Source organism: Thermomicrobium roseum DSM 5159, assembly GCF_000021685.1.
GTDB lineage: Bacteria > Chloroflexota > Chloroflexia > Thermomicrobiales > Thermomicrobiaceae > Thermomicrobium > Thermomicrobium roseum.
Genome location: NC_011959.1, coordinates 379,459 through 392,807, shown reverse-complemented (window position 1 = coordinate 392,807; position 13,349 = coordinate 379,459). Strand labels below are relative to the sequence as shown.

The window sequence follows — 13,349 nt, the reverse complement described above, 5'->3', positions numbered from 1 at the left end:
CGAGTGCTCAGGCTTGACGGATGCCGATCAGCGCAGTACACAGCCACTGTCGGCACGGGATGGCCCGGAACAGGAGCGTGAGCGATGCAGGAATCCGACAAAGTCGCAGCGATCCGCGCAGCCATGCCAGCGGTCCGCGAGTACGTCTATCTCAATACCGGCACCTTCGGCCCCTTACCCACTCTCGTCCAGGAAGCGATGCAGCGAGAAGCGGAGCGAGAATTCCTGCATGGCCGCATCACCAGCGAGAGCTACGAGCGGGCCACTGACCTCAAGCGTCGGGCTCGCGAGGAAGTCGCTCGCTTGCTCGGTTGTCGCCCTGACCAGATCGCGCTCACGCGCCACACCACGGACGGGATCAATCTCGCCGTCATGGGTCTCGACTGGCAACCGGGCGACGAGATCGTGACCACCGACATGGAGCATCCCGGCGCCCAGGGACCGGTCTTCAATGTCGCCCGGCGCTATGGAGTGGTAGTTAGAACGGCCAGACTCGGCACTGGAGCAGGCGACGTCGCGGGTACGCTCGCTCGCCTGATCGGCCGGCGAACACGCATGGTCGTACTCTCTCATCTCACGTGGAATACCGGCGCCATCCTGCCCATCGCGGAGATCGCGACGCTCGCGCACCAGCACGGTGCGCTGATCGTGGTCGATGGCGCACAGTCAGCCGGCTCCATCCCGACCGATGTCCGCGCACTCGGTGCGGATGTCTATGCCATCCCTGGGCAGAAGTGGCTCTGTGGACCGGAAGGCACCGGCGCGGTCTACTTCTCCGACGAGGCGCTCGATCGCCTGCAGCTGACGATCGTCGGCTACGCCTCGCTCGCTCCCAACGGATTGGAGCCGATCGGCGGCTACTTCCTTCCCAAACCCACCGCTGAGCGCTTCGAGGTCGGAGGCGTCAATGTTCCCGCGATCGCTGGCCAGGTCGCTGCCCTCCGCTGGTTACGCGAAGACATCGGATACAGCTGGATTTTCCAGCGCGTGGCTGCCCTCGGCCGAAGAGCCGCCGACCGACTGGCCAGTCTCGATGGAGTCGACGTTCTCACTCCGCCTGACCGCATGGCTGGACTCGTGAGCTTCACGGTGCGCGACGGCGATCCGCAGGCGCTCGTCGCTGCATTGGCCCAACGCAACGTCATCGTCCGCTGGATCACGCACCCCTACAGCCTGCGCGTTTCGACCGGTTTCTACAACACCGAAGACGACATCGAGCGGCTCGTCGACGCACTCGAAGACGCCCGGCGAGCCACCGCCGCCTCGCGGAGCATGGTGTGATGAACGAGCGGACCCCACCGACCTGGCCAGCTGGACACCGCGCGGCACTCGTCGTCTCCATCGACGTGGATGGTGAGTACGGCGTCATCGCTCAACATGGCGCGTCCGACTGGTATTGGCGAACCCAGGCACAGTACGATCTCGATGCTGGCCTGATCCGTCTGCTCGAACTCCTCGCCGATTACGATATCCGCGCCACGTTCTGCTGGGTCGGGCGCGTTGCAGAGGAGCGACCCGACGCTGTCCGATCGGTCAGCGCGGCCGGACACGAGATCGCAACCCACGGTTGGGATCACCAGATCTACACGCGAATGACGAGAGAAGAGCAGCGCGAAGATCTGATCCGGACGCGCGAGTACCTCGCTACGCTCACCGGCACCGTCCCGGTCGGTCACAAGTCCCCTTTCTGGCACTCGACTCCGGATACGGTCCCGCTCCTCCAGGAGCTCGGCTTTCAGTGGAACATGGACGTGGCACTCGGTGACCTGCCGGTAGTGCAGCGCCCGGATCCGACACGCGAACCGATCATTCAGCTTCCACCGTCTCGCTGGTGGGACGATTACACCTTCTTCATCGAGCAAGCCTTGCCACCGCGCCTCGTGGCCGAGTTCTGGGAAGAGGACTTCGCGGTGGTGCGCGCCGAGGGCAAGCTCATGTGCCTCACCGTGCATCCGTGGATCACTGGCCGTCCGGGCCCCTCGCGGGCGCTGGCACGCTTCCTGGATTTCGTCGTGACACTCGGTGACGTGTGGATCGCCCGCGCCGACCATGTCGCTCTCTGGTGGCGCGAGCGGGAACGCGACCTCGACCAGTCGGCCACGTCATCGACCGAGTCGTGAGGACACGATCCTCTGCGGCTTCGTTCTCATGCAAGGTGATCGTGATGCGTCATGCGAAATGCTGGAAGAAATCGTTGCGGCACCCTCGGATGACCCGTATGCGTTCGGGAGCGTGGCCTGTCCCAGCTCGATACCAGCTCCGGAGCACACTGGCCAGCCATAGCTTGGATTCGTTTCCTGTGCTCGTCTGCATCTGACGGGAGGATGGAGAAAGCCGATGCATGCCGATATCGTTCTGGTGAACGGCACCGTGCTGACTGCTTCGTCGCACACGCCTGTCGCGGAAGCGATCGCACTGCGTGGCGAGTGGATCCTCGCTGTCGGCGCGGAACGAGTCGTCCACCATTTCGTTGGACCAGCGACCGAGGTCATCGATCTGCAGGGCCGGACCGTGACGCCCGGGTTCAACGACGCCCATTGCCACCCGATCGCGCTCGGAATGAGCCTGCGCGAAGTCGATGCCCGCACGCCACCCAACCGGTCGATCGAGGAGATCGTGCAACGCATCGCTCAGCGTGCAGCCAGTCAAGAGCCCGGAACCTGGATCGTCGCACGTGGTTACGATCAGGCACACCTCGCGGAGGGACGGCACCCGACCCGCGACGACCTCGACCGGGCGACCCAGCGTCATCCTGTTCTGCTCATCCGCGCCTGCGGCCACATCGGCGTCGCCAACAGCCTCGCCCTCGCCATCGCTGGGATCGGCCCAGAGACTCCTGACCCTCCGGGTGGGACGATCGACCGCGGACCAGACGGTCAGCCGACCGGAGTGGTCCGCGAAGCGGCGCTCCAGCTCGTTCGCGCCCGTCTCCCGCAGCCGAGTGTCGAAGATCTGGCCGAGGCCATCCGATTGGCCGGCGAAACCTTCCTCAGCTTCGGCGTGACCAGCGTCCAAGAAGCAGGCATCCGCCGCGCCGAGGAGTTCCTCGCCTATCAATCGCTCGCCCAGCGCGGTACCCTTCCCGTCCGGACATCGCTGATGATCCTCATCAACGATCTCCTCGAGCCTTGCCGGGAACTCGGTCTCCGCACGGGGTTCGGAGACGCCTGGTTGCGCATCGGGCCAGCCAAGCTCTTCCTCGACGGGAGTATCGGTGGCCGCACCGCACGGATGTCCCAACCGTACTTGGATCGCGACACGCTCGGGCTCTGGATGGACGAGCCAGACACGATGAAGCGAAAGATCGTCGAGGCCCACTGTGCCGGTTTTCAGTGCTGTGCTCATGCCATCGGGGACGCTGCTATCGAGCTCCTGCTCGATGCCTTCGAAGAGGCGCTGCGCCGGCAGCCACGCCCTGATCACCGTCACCGGATCGAGCACTGCAGCATCCTGCGTCCGGATCTCGTCGATCGCATCGCTCGGCTCGGCGCTGTCCCGATTCCCGGAACGACCTTCCTATACGACTTCCAGGAGGTCTACCTGAGCGGCCTCGGGCACGAGCGGCTTCGGTACGCCTATGCGCTGCGCACGTTCCTCGATCGCGGTATCGTCGCGGCAGCCAGCAGCGATACGCCTGTCTGTTCGCCCAATGCCATGCTGGGCATCCAAACGATGGTCACGCGCCGGAATGCTGCTGGGAACGTCCTCTGGCCCGAGGAAAGCATCACGCTGGAAGAGGCCATCCGCGTCTACACGCTGAACGGTGCCTATGCATCGTTCGAGGAACGGATCAAGGGGACGCTCGAGCCCGGAAAGCTCGCCGACGTTGTGGTGCTCGAGACCGATCTTCGTTCGGTACAGCCGGAGGAACTCGGTCGCGTCCGCGTCGATTACACCATCGTCGGGGGACGGATCGTCTATGCTCGTCCTGGCGCAGCGTGACGGACAGAAAGGGAGCATGCACCCATGGTGTGTGACCTGATCCTCCACAATGCCAACATCCTGACGCTCGACCCGGCGCAGCCACGCGCTCGGGCAGTCGCGATGAGCCACGGTCGCATCCTGGCTATCGGTGACGATCCGGAGATCCTCGGCTACCGTACGGCCCAGACCAGAGTTCTCGACCTCGGGGGTGCCACGGTCTTGCCCGGTTTCGACGATGCTCACTGTCATCCGCTCGGTCTCGGGCTGTCTCTCGAGTGGGTCGATGTTTCGCCGGTTGCCGCCCCGACGCTGGAGCGGCTCCTCGACGAAATCCGCAAGGCTGCGCAGGAACTGCCTCCCGACCGCTGGCTGCTCGCCCGAGGGTACGACGACACGCGGCTGGACGTTCAGCGACACCCCACGCGCTGGGAACTCGATCGCGTCACGGGTAACCGGCCGACCATCGTCATCCGCACCTGTGGCCACATGCTGGTCGCCAACAGCGCGGCACTCGCGCGTGCCGGTATCACACGGGAGACACCTGATCCGGAAGGCGGCAGGATCGTGCGCGACGAGACTGGTGAGCCGACCGGTCTCCTCCAGGAACGAGCCCAAGAACTCGTCCGACGTCTCGTACCCGAGCCGACCGTCCGCGATCTGGAGCAAGCACTCCGGCGAGCCGGTGACCGTTTCCTCGCGCTGGGGATCACCAGCGTCACCGAGGCCGGGATCAGTCGTCCGGAGGAACTCCTGGCCTACCAGAACCTGCACCAGCGCGGCGAATTACCCGTACGGGCACGCATCATGCTGCTCATCGACCATCTCCTGGAACCAGCGGAGCGCCTCGGACTTCGCAGCGGGTTCGGGGACGCCTGGCTGCGCATCGGTCCCTTCAAGCTCTTTCAGGACGGAGCCGGTGGTGCCCGTACGGCAGCCATGAGCATCGCGTACCCTGAGGAACCAGACAATTACGGGCTCGCGTACTACACGCAGGACCAACTCGACGAGGCCTTCCGACGAGTGGCCCGGCTCGGAGCGCAGGCAGCAGCGCACGCCATCGGTGATCGAGCGATCGAGATGGTCCTCACCGCCTACGAGCGCGCTCTCCAGGCTCATCCGATCCACGACCATCGCTGGCGGATCGAGCACTGTGGCATGCTCCGCCCTGATCTTTTGGAGCGCATGGCCCGTCTCGGTGTCGTCGCTGTGCCGCAACCGGCATTCGGTTACTACCTCGGTGATGCCTATCGGCGCAACTTCAGTGAGGAGTGGCTCGCTCTGGCCTACCCGACGCGTGCCTGGCTCGAACGAGGAATCGCCGTCGCATTCAGCTCCGATGCACCGGTGATCTCGCCCGATCCTTGGGTCGGTATCCGAGCAGCAGTGCTGCGTCAGACACTGACCGGAGAACCGTTCGGTCCCGAGCAGCGGGTAACTGTCCTGGAAGCCATTCGCCTCTACACTGCTGGCGGCGCGTATGCCAGCTTCGAGGAGCACCAGCGGGGTCGGATCACACCAGGCTTCCTGGCCGATCTCCTCGTCGTCGATCGCGATCCGCTCGCGATCGATCCGGAGGAACTCCCGACCCTCCGTACCCTCCTGACAGTCGTCGACGGCCGGATCGCCTGGAAGGCAGCGGACGCAGTATTCTAGGAAGCGACGGACCAGACCGGGACGAAGGGAGGGACAGCCACCATGGCGGTGACCGTACGGTACCTCGGGCACGCTGCGTTTGCGGTCGAAGCCGAGGGCAAGCAGGTCGTCATCGATCCGTTCCTCACCGGCAACCCACGTGCTGCTGCGAAACCCGATGAACTCCATCCGGTGGCCATCCTGCTCACGCACGCTCATGCCGACCACGTCGGCGATGCGCTCGCGCTCTCCAAGCGAACCAAGGCACCAGTGATCGCTACCTTCGAACTGGCCAGCTTTCTCCAGCAGCAGGGTGCGGAGGCGATCCCCGCCAATCACGGTGGAACGGTCCGATTTGACGGCGGGACAGTCAAGCTCGTTCCGGCTTGGCACACTTCGAGTTACGGCGAGCAGTTCCTGGCTCCCGGGGTTCCCGCTGGCTTGGTCGTTCGCATGGGCGGTAAGACGCTCTACTTCGCCGGTGACACCTGCCTCTTCGGCGACATGGCCCTGATCGGCGAAGAGGGACTCGATCTGGCCGCCTTGCCGATCGGTGATCATTTCACGATGGGACCAGCCGATGCGGTCAAAGCGGTCAAACTGCTCGCTCCCAAAGTCGTGGTCCCCTGCCACTACAACACGTTCCCGTTGATCGAGCAGGATCCGCACGCCTTCGCCAAAGCGGTCGAGGAGCAGACCAGCGCTCGCTGCGTCGTGTTGCAACCCGGCGAGCAGCTCGTCCTCGAGTGAGGAGATCGCAGCGTGTGGACAGGCGACGATGCGCCCAGGCCTGGGCGCGAGCCATCTGCTCCAGTTCCGGGGTCGTGATCCTCGATACGGAGACGACCGGCATCAGAAGCCAGGACCAGGTCATCGAACTCGCCGTCTTGGACACGCACGGGAACGTTCTACTGGAGACATTGGTCAAGCCGAGCTGCCCTATCGATCCGGCCGCACTGCGGGTGCATGGGCTGAGTGAGGCGCATCTCGCCCATGCACCCGAGTGGCCGGTCGTTTACCGTGAACTCCGAGTGATCTTCGACCGCGCGAGGCTGATCGTGACCTACAACGCACCATTCGATCGCCGCTTGATCGAGCAAACCTGCCGATGCTATGGCCTCAGCTTGCCCGACCTGTCGTGGGACTGCGCCATGCGCCGCTTCGCCGAGTACGCCGGCCCACCGCCGACCGAATCCTGGCGCAACTACCATCGCTTGAGCGAAGCGCTCCAACGCCTCGGCATCCCGCACCCCGGCGCGCATCGGGCAGCCGCCGACGCCGAGGCCTGCCGCCGTCTCGTCCGGGCGATGGCTGCTGGCCAGCCACTCCGCTTCTGAGCACGCGCACCGCGTACCATTGAAGCGCGGGACTCATTTGGTGGGAGACAGCAGCCGCGACGATGGACGAGAAACAGCGTGACGACGCCGAAACCGCGACCGCACGCGAGCAGTTGACCGTCGAGATGACGCGCACCACCTTCCAGCGCCGCGTCGCGACTCGCGCCAGTCCAGACGCGGTACTGGAACGTGCCATCGCGTACTTCACCGCACGCGGCTATCGCGCAGGGAGGACTGGTCGCCCCAATCAGGTGTACGTCATCGGCAAACGCGAAGGAGTTCTCCCGCGCGTGACGGCTGAGATCCTGGTCCAGCCCAACGTCGGTCGCGGTAGAGCGACGCTCGTGACGGTGTCCGGCTTCGGCCCGCAGCTCCGCGAGCATCTGGCAGCCTTCGTCGAGGAACTCCGACGCGAGCGACGCTCGACGAACTAGCTGTGCGATGCCTCAGCCGATGGCAGCTCTCCGGTCACGATGCCGAAGCGCTCGTTCTCCCGTTCGACCACCTCGAGACCGGCCTCGCGACGCAGCTGGTCGCGCAAGTATTTCGTGACCGCCGCTTTGAGCGTTCCGAGGGCCAGTGTCGCGCAGCGGGGCCGGAGCTTGACTGCCTCCTCGCCGATGAGCTCTTCCATCAAGTGGTAGTCGGCTTCCAGAACCTGCTCGAGCGTCCATCGCTCTTCATTCACGACGTCGAGCAGGATATCCGCCGCTGCTTGGCTGATCGTACACCCCTCGCCTTCGAACGAAGCCTCCGCGATCAGGTGCCCCTGCTCGTCGACCTTGAGATAGATGGTGACGATATCGCCGCAGCCTGGATTGCCCCCAGGCATCACCACATCGGCATCCGGCAGAGCGTGGCGGTGACGTGGCCGGCGGTAGTGCTCGACGATCTGCTCCATCAGCTCCTGTTTGTCCATCTCGACCCCTTCGATGGTTGACGAATCCCGAGTGACGCGGTAAGGTATAGCACAGGTGAGAACGAGAATCATTCTCACATGGGAGTGAGTCGCCGATCATGATCCCGGCCGGTTTTCGAATGACACCGCAACGGATGGCGATCTTGGCCGAAGTGCAGAATGCGGAACGGCACCTCACTGCGGCTGAGATCTATGAGCGGGTGCGGCGCAAGTACCCGACCATCGCCTATGGGACGGTGTACCGGACGCTGCACCTTTTGGCCAAGCACGGCTTGATTCAAGAATTTCCGTTCGGGGACAATGCCAGCCGGTTCGATCGCCGGACCGATCGCCACGACCACGTACACTGCGTGGTATGCGGCGAGCTCGTCGATGTCGAAGTACCGACCGCGTTGCTCGCTCGCCAGGTGGCTGCCGAGAAGACCGGGTTCGAGATTCTCGATCATCAAACAGTCTTTGCCGGGATCTGTCCATCCTGCCAGGAGAAGCGCGACCGCACTGTGCAGGAAGCACGGGCTGGTCGGCGCTGAGCTGAACCGTGTTTGGCGGTGGAAGGGGGATGATGCAGATCGAGTTTCGAAACGACATGGTAGAGTAAATCGGTGACCGACGGAGTCGACGGAACGAAGGAGGGACGCAACAGCATGACCGAACACACGCCGCTTTTCGTGATCGAAAACCTGCGCGCGGGCATCGAGGGGAAAGAGATCCTGCGCGGGGTCAACCTGGTGATCGAGCGGGGTGAGATTCACGCCTTGATGGGACCCAACGGTTCCGGCAAGAGCACCCTGGCCTACGTGATCGCTGGGCATCCCAACTACGAGGTCTATGAAGGACGCATCCTGTACAAGGGCGAAAATGTTCTCGAGCTCCCGCCCGACGAGCGCGCACGGATGGGCATGTTCCTGGCCTTCCAGTATCCGACCGCTATCCCTGGCGTGACCATGGCCAACTTCCTGCGCTTGGCGGTCAATTCGGTGCGCAAGGCGCGTCTCGGTGAGGACAAGGCCCTCAGCCCCCGGGAGTTCCGTCGATTGCTCCGGGAAAAGCTCGAGATGCTCCGCATGGATGAGAGCTTCGCTTCGCGCTACCTCAACGAGGGATTCTCGGGTGGCGAGAAGAAGCGAGCCGAAATCCTGCAGATGGCGATGCTCGAGCCGGAGTTCGCCGTGCTGGACGAGACCGACTCTGGTCTCGACATCGACGCGCTGCGGACGGTCTCCGAAGGTGTGAACCGTCTCTTCAACCCGAATATGGCCCTGTTGGTCATCACGCACTATCAGCGCATCTTGAACTACATCCGCCCACACTATGTGCACGTCATGCTGGACGGTAAGATCGCTGTCTCCGGTGGGCCGGAACTGGCTGAAGAACTCGAAGAGAAAGGGTACGACTGGGTCAAGGAGCAGTTCGCGGAAGCGGCCTCCTGACCGAGCCGTACCATAAGGAGGAACGTGCCATGACGACACCAGAAGTCGAACTCAAGCGATTGGGAAGCGAGTACGCCGAAAAGTACGGGTTCCGCGACCCCGAGCAGTATGTCTTCAAAGCCCGCAAGGGCCTCGATCGGGAGGTCGTGGAGCAGATCTCCTGGATCAAGAATGAGCCGGAGTGGATGCGCGAGTTCCGGCTCAAGGCACTCGAATACTTTCTGCGGCGCCCGATGCCGACCTGGGGCGCGGACCTGTCCGAACTGAACTTCGACGAGATCGTCTATTACATCAAACCAACCGAGCGACAGGGTACGAGCTGGGAGGAACTGCCCGAGCACATCCGCCGCACGTTCGATCGGTTGGGTATTCCGGAAGCCGAGCGGCGTTTCCTCGCTGGAGTCGGCGCCCAGTACGAGTCGGAGGTCGTCTACCACTCGCTCCGCGAGGAACTCAAGCGGCTCGGCGTGATCTTCTGCGATATGGACACGGCCGTCCGCGAATATCCGGACCTGGTCAAGCAGTACTTCGGGACTATCGTGCCACCAAACGACAACAAGTTCGCTGCCCTCAACTCGGCCGTCTGGTCGGGTGGCTCCTTCGTCTATGTCCCCGAGGGGGTGCGGGTCGACGTACCGCTCCAGGCCTACTTCCGCATCAATGCCGAGAACGTGGGGCAGTTCGAGCGCACGCTCATCATCGTCGAGCCTGGTGCCTACGTCCACTACGTGGAAGGTTGCACCGCTCCGATTTACAGCGCTGCCTCGCTGCACAGCGCAGTCGTCGAGATCATCGTCAAAGAAGGTGCACGCTGCCGGTACACGACCATCCAGAACTGGTCGAAGAACGTGTACAACCTCGTGACCAAGCGAGCAGCCGCGTACCGTGATGCCACCATGGAGTGGGTGGATGGGAATCTCGGCTCCAAGGTCACCATGAAGTACCCGGCTGTGTGGTTGATGGAGCCGGGCGCCCGCGGTGAAGTACTCTCGGTCGCCTTCGCTGGTGATGGTCAGCACCAGGATGCCGGCGGCAAGATGGTGCACGTCGCACCGTACACCTCATCCCAGATCATCTCCAAGTCGATCTCCAAAGGGACTGGCCGGGCCAGTTACCGCGGTTTGGTCAAGGTGCATCGCGGCGCCCACCATGTGCGCGCCAACGTGGTGTGCGACGCGCTCCTGCTCGACGAGCAGAGCCGCACGGATACCTACCCGTATATGGAGATCGAAGAGGAGCAGGTGTCGATCGGTCATGAGGCAACGGTGAGCAAGGTGGCCGAGGAACAGCTCTTCTACCTGCAGAGTCGGGGGCTCACCGAAGCCGAGGCGATGAGCATGATCGTCAACGGCTTCATCGAGCCGATCACGAAGGAACTGCCGCTGGAGTACGCGGTCGAGCTGAACCGGCTGATCGCGCTCGAGATGGAAGGTTCAGTCGGATGAGACGCAGGCGGTCTGGCTCGGTCCAGACCGCCGCACCGTCACCTGAGGGGAGATCATGAGCACGAGGGTCGCAGAACGAACACGAGGCTTCACGCGTGAGGCAGTCGAGGAACTTTCTCACCTCCTCGACGAGCCAGCCTGGTTGCGAGAACGGCGTCTCGCCGCCTGGGAGATCTACGAACGGACGCCGATGCCCAGCCGGACCGACGAGGAATGGCGACGGACCGACATTCGGCGCCTTCCGATCGATCAAGTCGTGCCCTTCGCCGGGGTCGGCCAGCGAGTGAGCGGGCCAGACGTGCTCCCATCCGCTCTCTTCGAGATCCTGGGCGATGCCGCCTTGCGATCCGGGCTTCTGGTGCAGGTCGATAGCTCCGTTGTCTTTACCCAGCTTGATCCGCAGCTCGCTGCCGAGGGCGTCGTCTTTACCGATCTCTTGACCGCAGCGCGCGACATGCCGGAACTCCTCCAGCGAGTCTTCATGACCGAAGCGGTGAAGCCGGAGGACAACAAGTTCGCAGCGCTGCACGGTGCCTTTTGGAGCGGCGGAACCTTTCTGTACGTCCCGGAGGGTGTGGAGGTCGCTCTCCCGCTGCGCAGTTTCGTCTGGGCGGAAACGCCGGGCTCGGCGATCTTCGCGCACACGCTTCTCGTCGCTGAACCAGGAGCCAGCGTCGTTCTGATCGACACCTGGGCTTCTCCCACCGTCGAGGAGCCGTTGATCGCCTCCAATGTCGTCGAGATCATCACCGGCGAGGGTGCACAGGTTCGCTACATCCAGCTGCAGGACTGGGGGCGGAGCGTCTGGAACTTCACGACACAACGAGCCCTCTTGCGGCAGGACGTGACCGTCAACACGCTGAACGTCAGCCTCGGCTCGCGGCTGAGCAAGGCATTCATCGCCAGCAATCTCGTGGGACCTGGTGCGACTGCCGAAATGCTCGGGCTCTACTTCGCCGACGATGCGCAGCATCTCGATCACCAGACACGCCAGTGGCATGTCGCGCCCTATGCGTCGAGCGACCTCCTGTACAAGGGAGCGCTCAAGGATCGGGCCCGCACCGTCTTCAGCGGGCTGATCAAGGTCTTCCCGCAGGCCCAGCGCACCGACGCGTACCAAGCAAACCGCAACCTGATCCTTTCCCCGACCGCTCGGGCCGATACGATTCCGAACCTCGAAATCGGCGCCAATGACGTGCGTTGCACGCATGGTGCCACTGTCGGCCAAGTGGAAGAGGAGTATATTTTCTACTTGATGAGCCGAGGCATCAGCCGACCAGAAGCGGTGAAGCTGATCGTCGATGGCTTCTTCGATGAGGTGATCGAGCGGGTGCCCGTGACGGAGGTACAGGAGACCGTACGGGCAGCGATTGCGCGGAAAATCGGGCTATGACGTCGTTCACTGGAACGCAGCCACTCGACGTCGAGCGGATCCGAGGGGACTTCCCGATCTTCCAGCGGACGGTTCGCGGCGGCAGACCCCTCGTGTATCTCGATAGCGCGGCAACCTCACAGAAGCCAGCGAGCGTCATCGAGGCGCTCGCTGGCTTCTATCGTACGAGCAACGCCAACATTCACCGCGGCATCTACGAGTTGAGCGAGGAGGCCTCGGTCCTCTATGAGGAAGCGCGCGCCAAAGTCGCGCGCTTCATCGGCGCTAGCCGCGCGCAAGAGGTCGTCTTCGTCCGCAATACGACGGAGGCGATCAACCTGGTGGCCAGAACATGGGGTACCACCGCGCTCCAGCCAGGAGACGTCGTCGTGACGACGATCCTCGAGCACCACTCGAATATCGTCCCCTGGCATCAGCTCGCCGTCGAGCGCGGAATCATCGTCCGCTTCGTCGATATCGACGAGCACGGCCGGCTCCGACTCGATCAACTTGAGGAGTTACTGGACGCATATCCGGTCAAGCTGGTCGCTGTGACGCACGTTTCGAATGCACTGGGGACCATCAATCCCATCCCGGAGATCGTTCGTCTCGCCCACCGTACCGGTGCACTCGTGCTGGTCGATGGTGCACAGAGCGTTCCTCATCTACCGGTCAACGTCCGCGAACTCGGAGCCGATTTCCTGGCATTTTCCGGCCACAAGATGCTCGCGCCATTCGGGATCGGCGTTCTCTGGGCCCGCTACGACTTGCTTACCAGCTTGCCACCATTCCTCGGTGGCGGTGGCATGATCCGCACGGTCACGACCGACGGTTTTTCACCAGGTGACGTACCAGCCCGCTTCGAGGCTGGAACACCGAGCGTGGCTGACGCGGTCGCCCTGGGAGCCGCGATCGACTATCTGGAGTCGATCGGGATGGCAGCCATACGGCAACACGAGCGAGCTCTGCTGGCCTACGCTCTCCCCCGCTTGGAGGAAATTCCGGGCATCCGGCTCTATGGGCCGGTCGGTGATGATCGAAGCGGTGTCATCAGCTTCACGATCGGCGACGTCCATCCCCATGACGTCGCCGCCGTGCTCGATCAGCACGGGATCGCTGTCCGCGCTGGCCACCATTGCACGCAACCCTTGATGCGGCGCCTCGGCGTCGTGGCGACGACGCGCGCCAGTTTCTACCTTTACAATGCCGAGGACGACGTGGATCGCCTCATCGAGGCACTCCGCGAGGTACGTCGCGTTTTCGGCGTCGCGGGGTGAGCGGCTGACTGGA

At 63.5% G+C, this 13,349-nt stretch carries 13 protein-coding genes; 12 read left to right on the top strand and 1 reads right to left on the bottom strand.

Annotated features, from left to right (window positions below):
• The first annotated feature begins 84 nt into the window (after positions 1-84).
• From TRD_RS01810 to TRD_RS01780, 7 genes are all read left to right on the top strand, one after another.
• On the top strand, positions 85-1,281 hold the full coding sequence (locus TRD_RS01810) for an aminotransferase class V-fold PLP-dependent enzyme (protein WP_012641798.1): 1,197 nt from the start codon (positions 85-87) through the stop codon (positions 1,279-1,281).
• Positions 1,281-2,120: a polysaccharide deacetylase family protein gene (locus tag TRD_RS01805; RefSeq protein ID WP_012641797.1), complete on the top strand. Its 840-nt coding sequence runs from the start codon at positions 1,281-1,283 to the stop codon at positions 2,118-2,120. The genes TRD_RS01810 and TRD_RS01805 overlap by 1 nt, the downstream gene beginning before the upstream one ends.
• A gap of 217 nt (positions 2,121-2,337) precedes the next feature.
• Positions 2,338-3,942, top strand: coding sequence for an amidohydrolase (locus tag TRD_RS01800; RefSeq protein WP_012641795.1), 1,605 nt, complete (start codon positions 2,338-2,340; stop codon positions 3,940-3,942).
• A 24-nt stretch (positions 3,943-3,966) separates the two neighbouring features.
• Positions 3,967-5,577, top strand: a complete 1,611-nt coding sequence (locus TRD_RS01795; RefSeq protein WP_012641794.1) for an amidohydrolase — start codon at positions 3,967-3,969, stop codon at positions 5,575-5,577.
• Between the two features lie 42 nt (positions 5,578-5,619).
• Positions 5,620-6,306, top strand: a complete 687-nt coding sequence (locus tag TRD_RS01790) for a metal-dependent hydrolase (protein WP_012641793.1) — start codon at positions 5,620-5,622, stop codon at positions 6,304-6,306.
• Between the two features lie 14 nt (positions 6,307-6,320).
• The gene (locus tag TRD_RS01785; protein ID WP_012641792.1) at positions 6,321-6,893 is read left to right on the top strand and encodes a 3'-5' exonuclease; all 573 of its coding nucleotides are present in this window, start codon (positions 6,321-6,323) and stop codon (positions 6,891-6,893) included.
• A 62-nt stretch (positions 6,894-6,955) separates the two neighbouring features.
• Entirely contained in the window at positions 6,956-7,327 is a 372-nt protein-coding gene (locus tag TRD_RS01780) for a hypothetical protein (RefSeq protein ID WP_012641791.1), read from the top strand.
• Here TRD_RS01780 and TRD_RS01775 read toward each other — a convergent pair.
• Positions 7,324-7,812, bottom strand: coding sequence for an iron-sulfur cluster assembly scaffold protein (locus TRD_RS01775; protein ID WP_041435913.1), 489 nt, complete (start codon positions 7,810-7,812; stop codon positions 7,324-7,326). The genes TRD_RS01780 and TRD_RS01775 overlap by 4 nt on opposite strands.
• A gap of 119 nt (positions 7,813-7,931) precedes the next feature.
• On the opposite strand from TRD_RS01775, the gene TRD_RS01770 reads away from it, so the two are divergent.
• The 5 genes from TRD_RS01770 (at position 7,932) to TRD_RS01750 (ending at position 13,336) form a co-directional block, all read left to right on the top strand.
• On the top strand, positions 7,932-8,342 hold the full coding sequence (locus TRD_RS01770) for a Fur family transcriptional regulator (protein ID WP_264353689.1): 411 nt from the start codon (positions 7,932-7,934) through the stop codon (positions 8,340-8,342).
• Between the two features lie 114 nt (positions 8,343-8,456).
• Positions 8,457-9,242, top strand: a complete 786-nt coding sequence (sufC, locus tag TRD_RS01765; RefSeq protein WP_041436285.1) for a Fe-S cluster assembly ATPase SufC — start codon at positions 8,457-8,459, stop codon at positions 9,240-9,242.
• Between the two features lie 29 nt (positions 9,243-9,271).
• Positions 9,272-10,687 (top strand): Fe-S cluster assembly protein SufB, encoded by a 1,416-nt coding sequence (gene sufB / locus TRD_RS01760; protein ID WP_012641787.1) that lies wholly within the window; start codon positions 9,272-9,274, stop codon positions 10,685-10,687.
• 55 nt (positions 10,688-10,742) lie between these two features.
• Positions 10,743-12,080, top strand: coding sequence for a Fe-S cluster assembly protein SufD (sufD, locus tag TRD_RS01755; protein WP_012641786.1), 1,338 nt, complete (start codon positions 10,743-10,745; stop codon positions 12,078-12,080).
• Positions 12,077-13,336: an aminotransferase class V-fold PLP-dependent enzyme gene (locus TRD_RS01750; protein WP_012641785.1), complete on the top strand. Its 1,260-nt coding sequence runs from the start codon at positions 12,077-12,079 to the stop codon at positions 13,334-13,336. The genes sufD and TRD_RS01750 overlap by 4 nt, the downstream gene beginning before the upstream one ends.
• The last annotated feature ends 13 nt before the right edge of the window (positions 13,337-13,349 follow it).

Excerpts from the sequence above, each read along its gene's own strand:
- TRD_RS01810 (WP_012641798.1), top strand. The coding sequence starts at position 85 with ATGCAGGAATCCGACAAAGTCGCAGCGATCCGCGCAGCCATGCCAGCG.
- TRD_RS01805 (WP_012641797.1), top strand. The coding sequence starts at position 1,281 with ATGAACGAGCGGACCCCACCGACCTGGCCAGCTGGACACCGCGCGGCA.
- TRD_RS01800 (WP_012641795.1), top strand. The coding sequence starts at position 2,338 with ATGCATGCCGATATCGTTCTGGTGAACGGCACCGTGCTGACTGCTTCG.
- TRD_RS01795 (WP_012641794.1), top strand. The coding sequence starts at position 3,967 with ATGGTGTGTGACCTGATCCTCCACAATGCCAACATCCTGACGCTCGAC.
- TRD_RS01790 (WP_012641793.1), top strand. The coding sequence starts at position 5,620 with ATGGCGGTGACCGTACGGTACCTCGGGCACGCTGCGTTTGCGGTCGAA.
- TRD_RS01780 (WP_012641791.1), top strand. The coding sequence starts at position 6,956 with ATGGACGAGAAACAGCGTGACGACGCCGAAACCGCGACCGCACGCGAG.
- TRD_RS01775 (WP_041435913.1), bottom strand. The coding sequence starts at position 7,812 with ATGGACAAACAGGAGCTGATGGAGCAGATCGTCGAGCACTACCGCCGG.
- TRD_RS01770 (WP_264353689.1), top strand. The coding sequence starts at position 7,932 with ATGACACCGCAACGGATGGCGATCTTGGCCGAAGTGCAGAATGCGGAA.
- sufC (WP_041436285.1), top strand. The coding sequence starts at position 8,457 with ATGACCGAACACACGCCGCTTTTCGTGATCGAAAACCTGCGCGCGGGC.
- sufB (WP_012641787.1), top strand. The coding sequence starts at position 9,272 with ATGACGACACCAGAAGTCGAACTCAAGCGATTGGGAAGCGAGTACGCC.
- sufD (WP_012641786.1), top strand. The coding sequence starts at position 10,743 with ATGAGCACGAGGGTCGCAGAACGAACACGAGGCTTCACGCGTGAGGCA.
- TRD_RS01750 (WP_012641785.1), top strand. The coding sequence starts at position 12,077 with ATGACGTCGTTCACTGGAACGCAGCCACTCGACGTCGAGCGGATCCGA.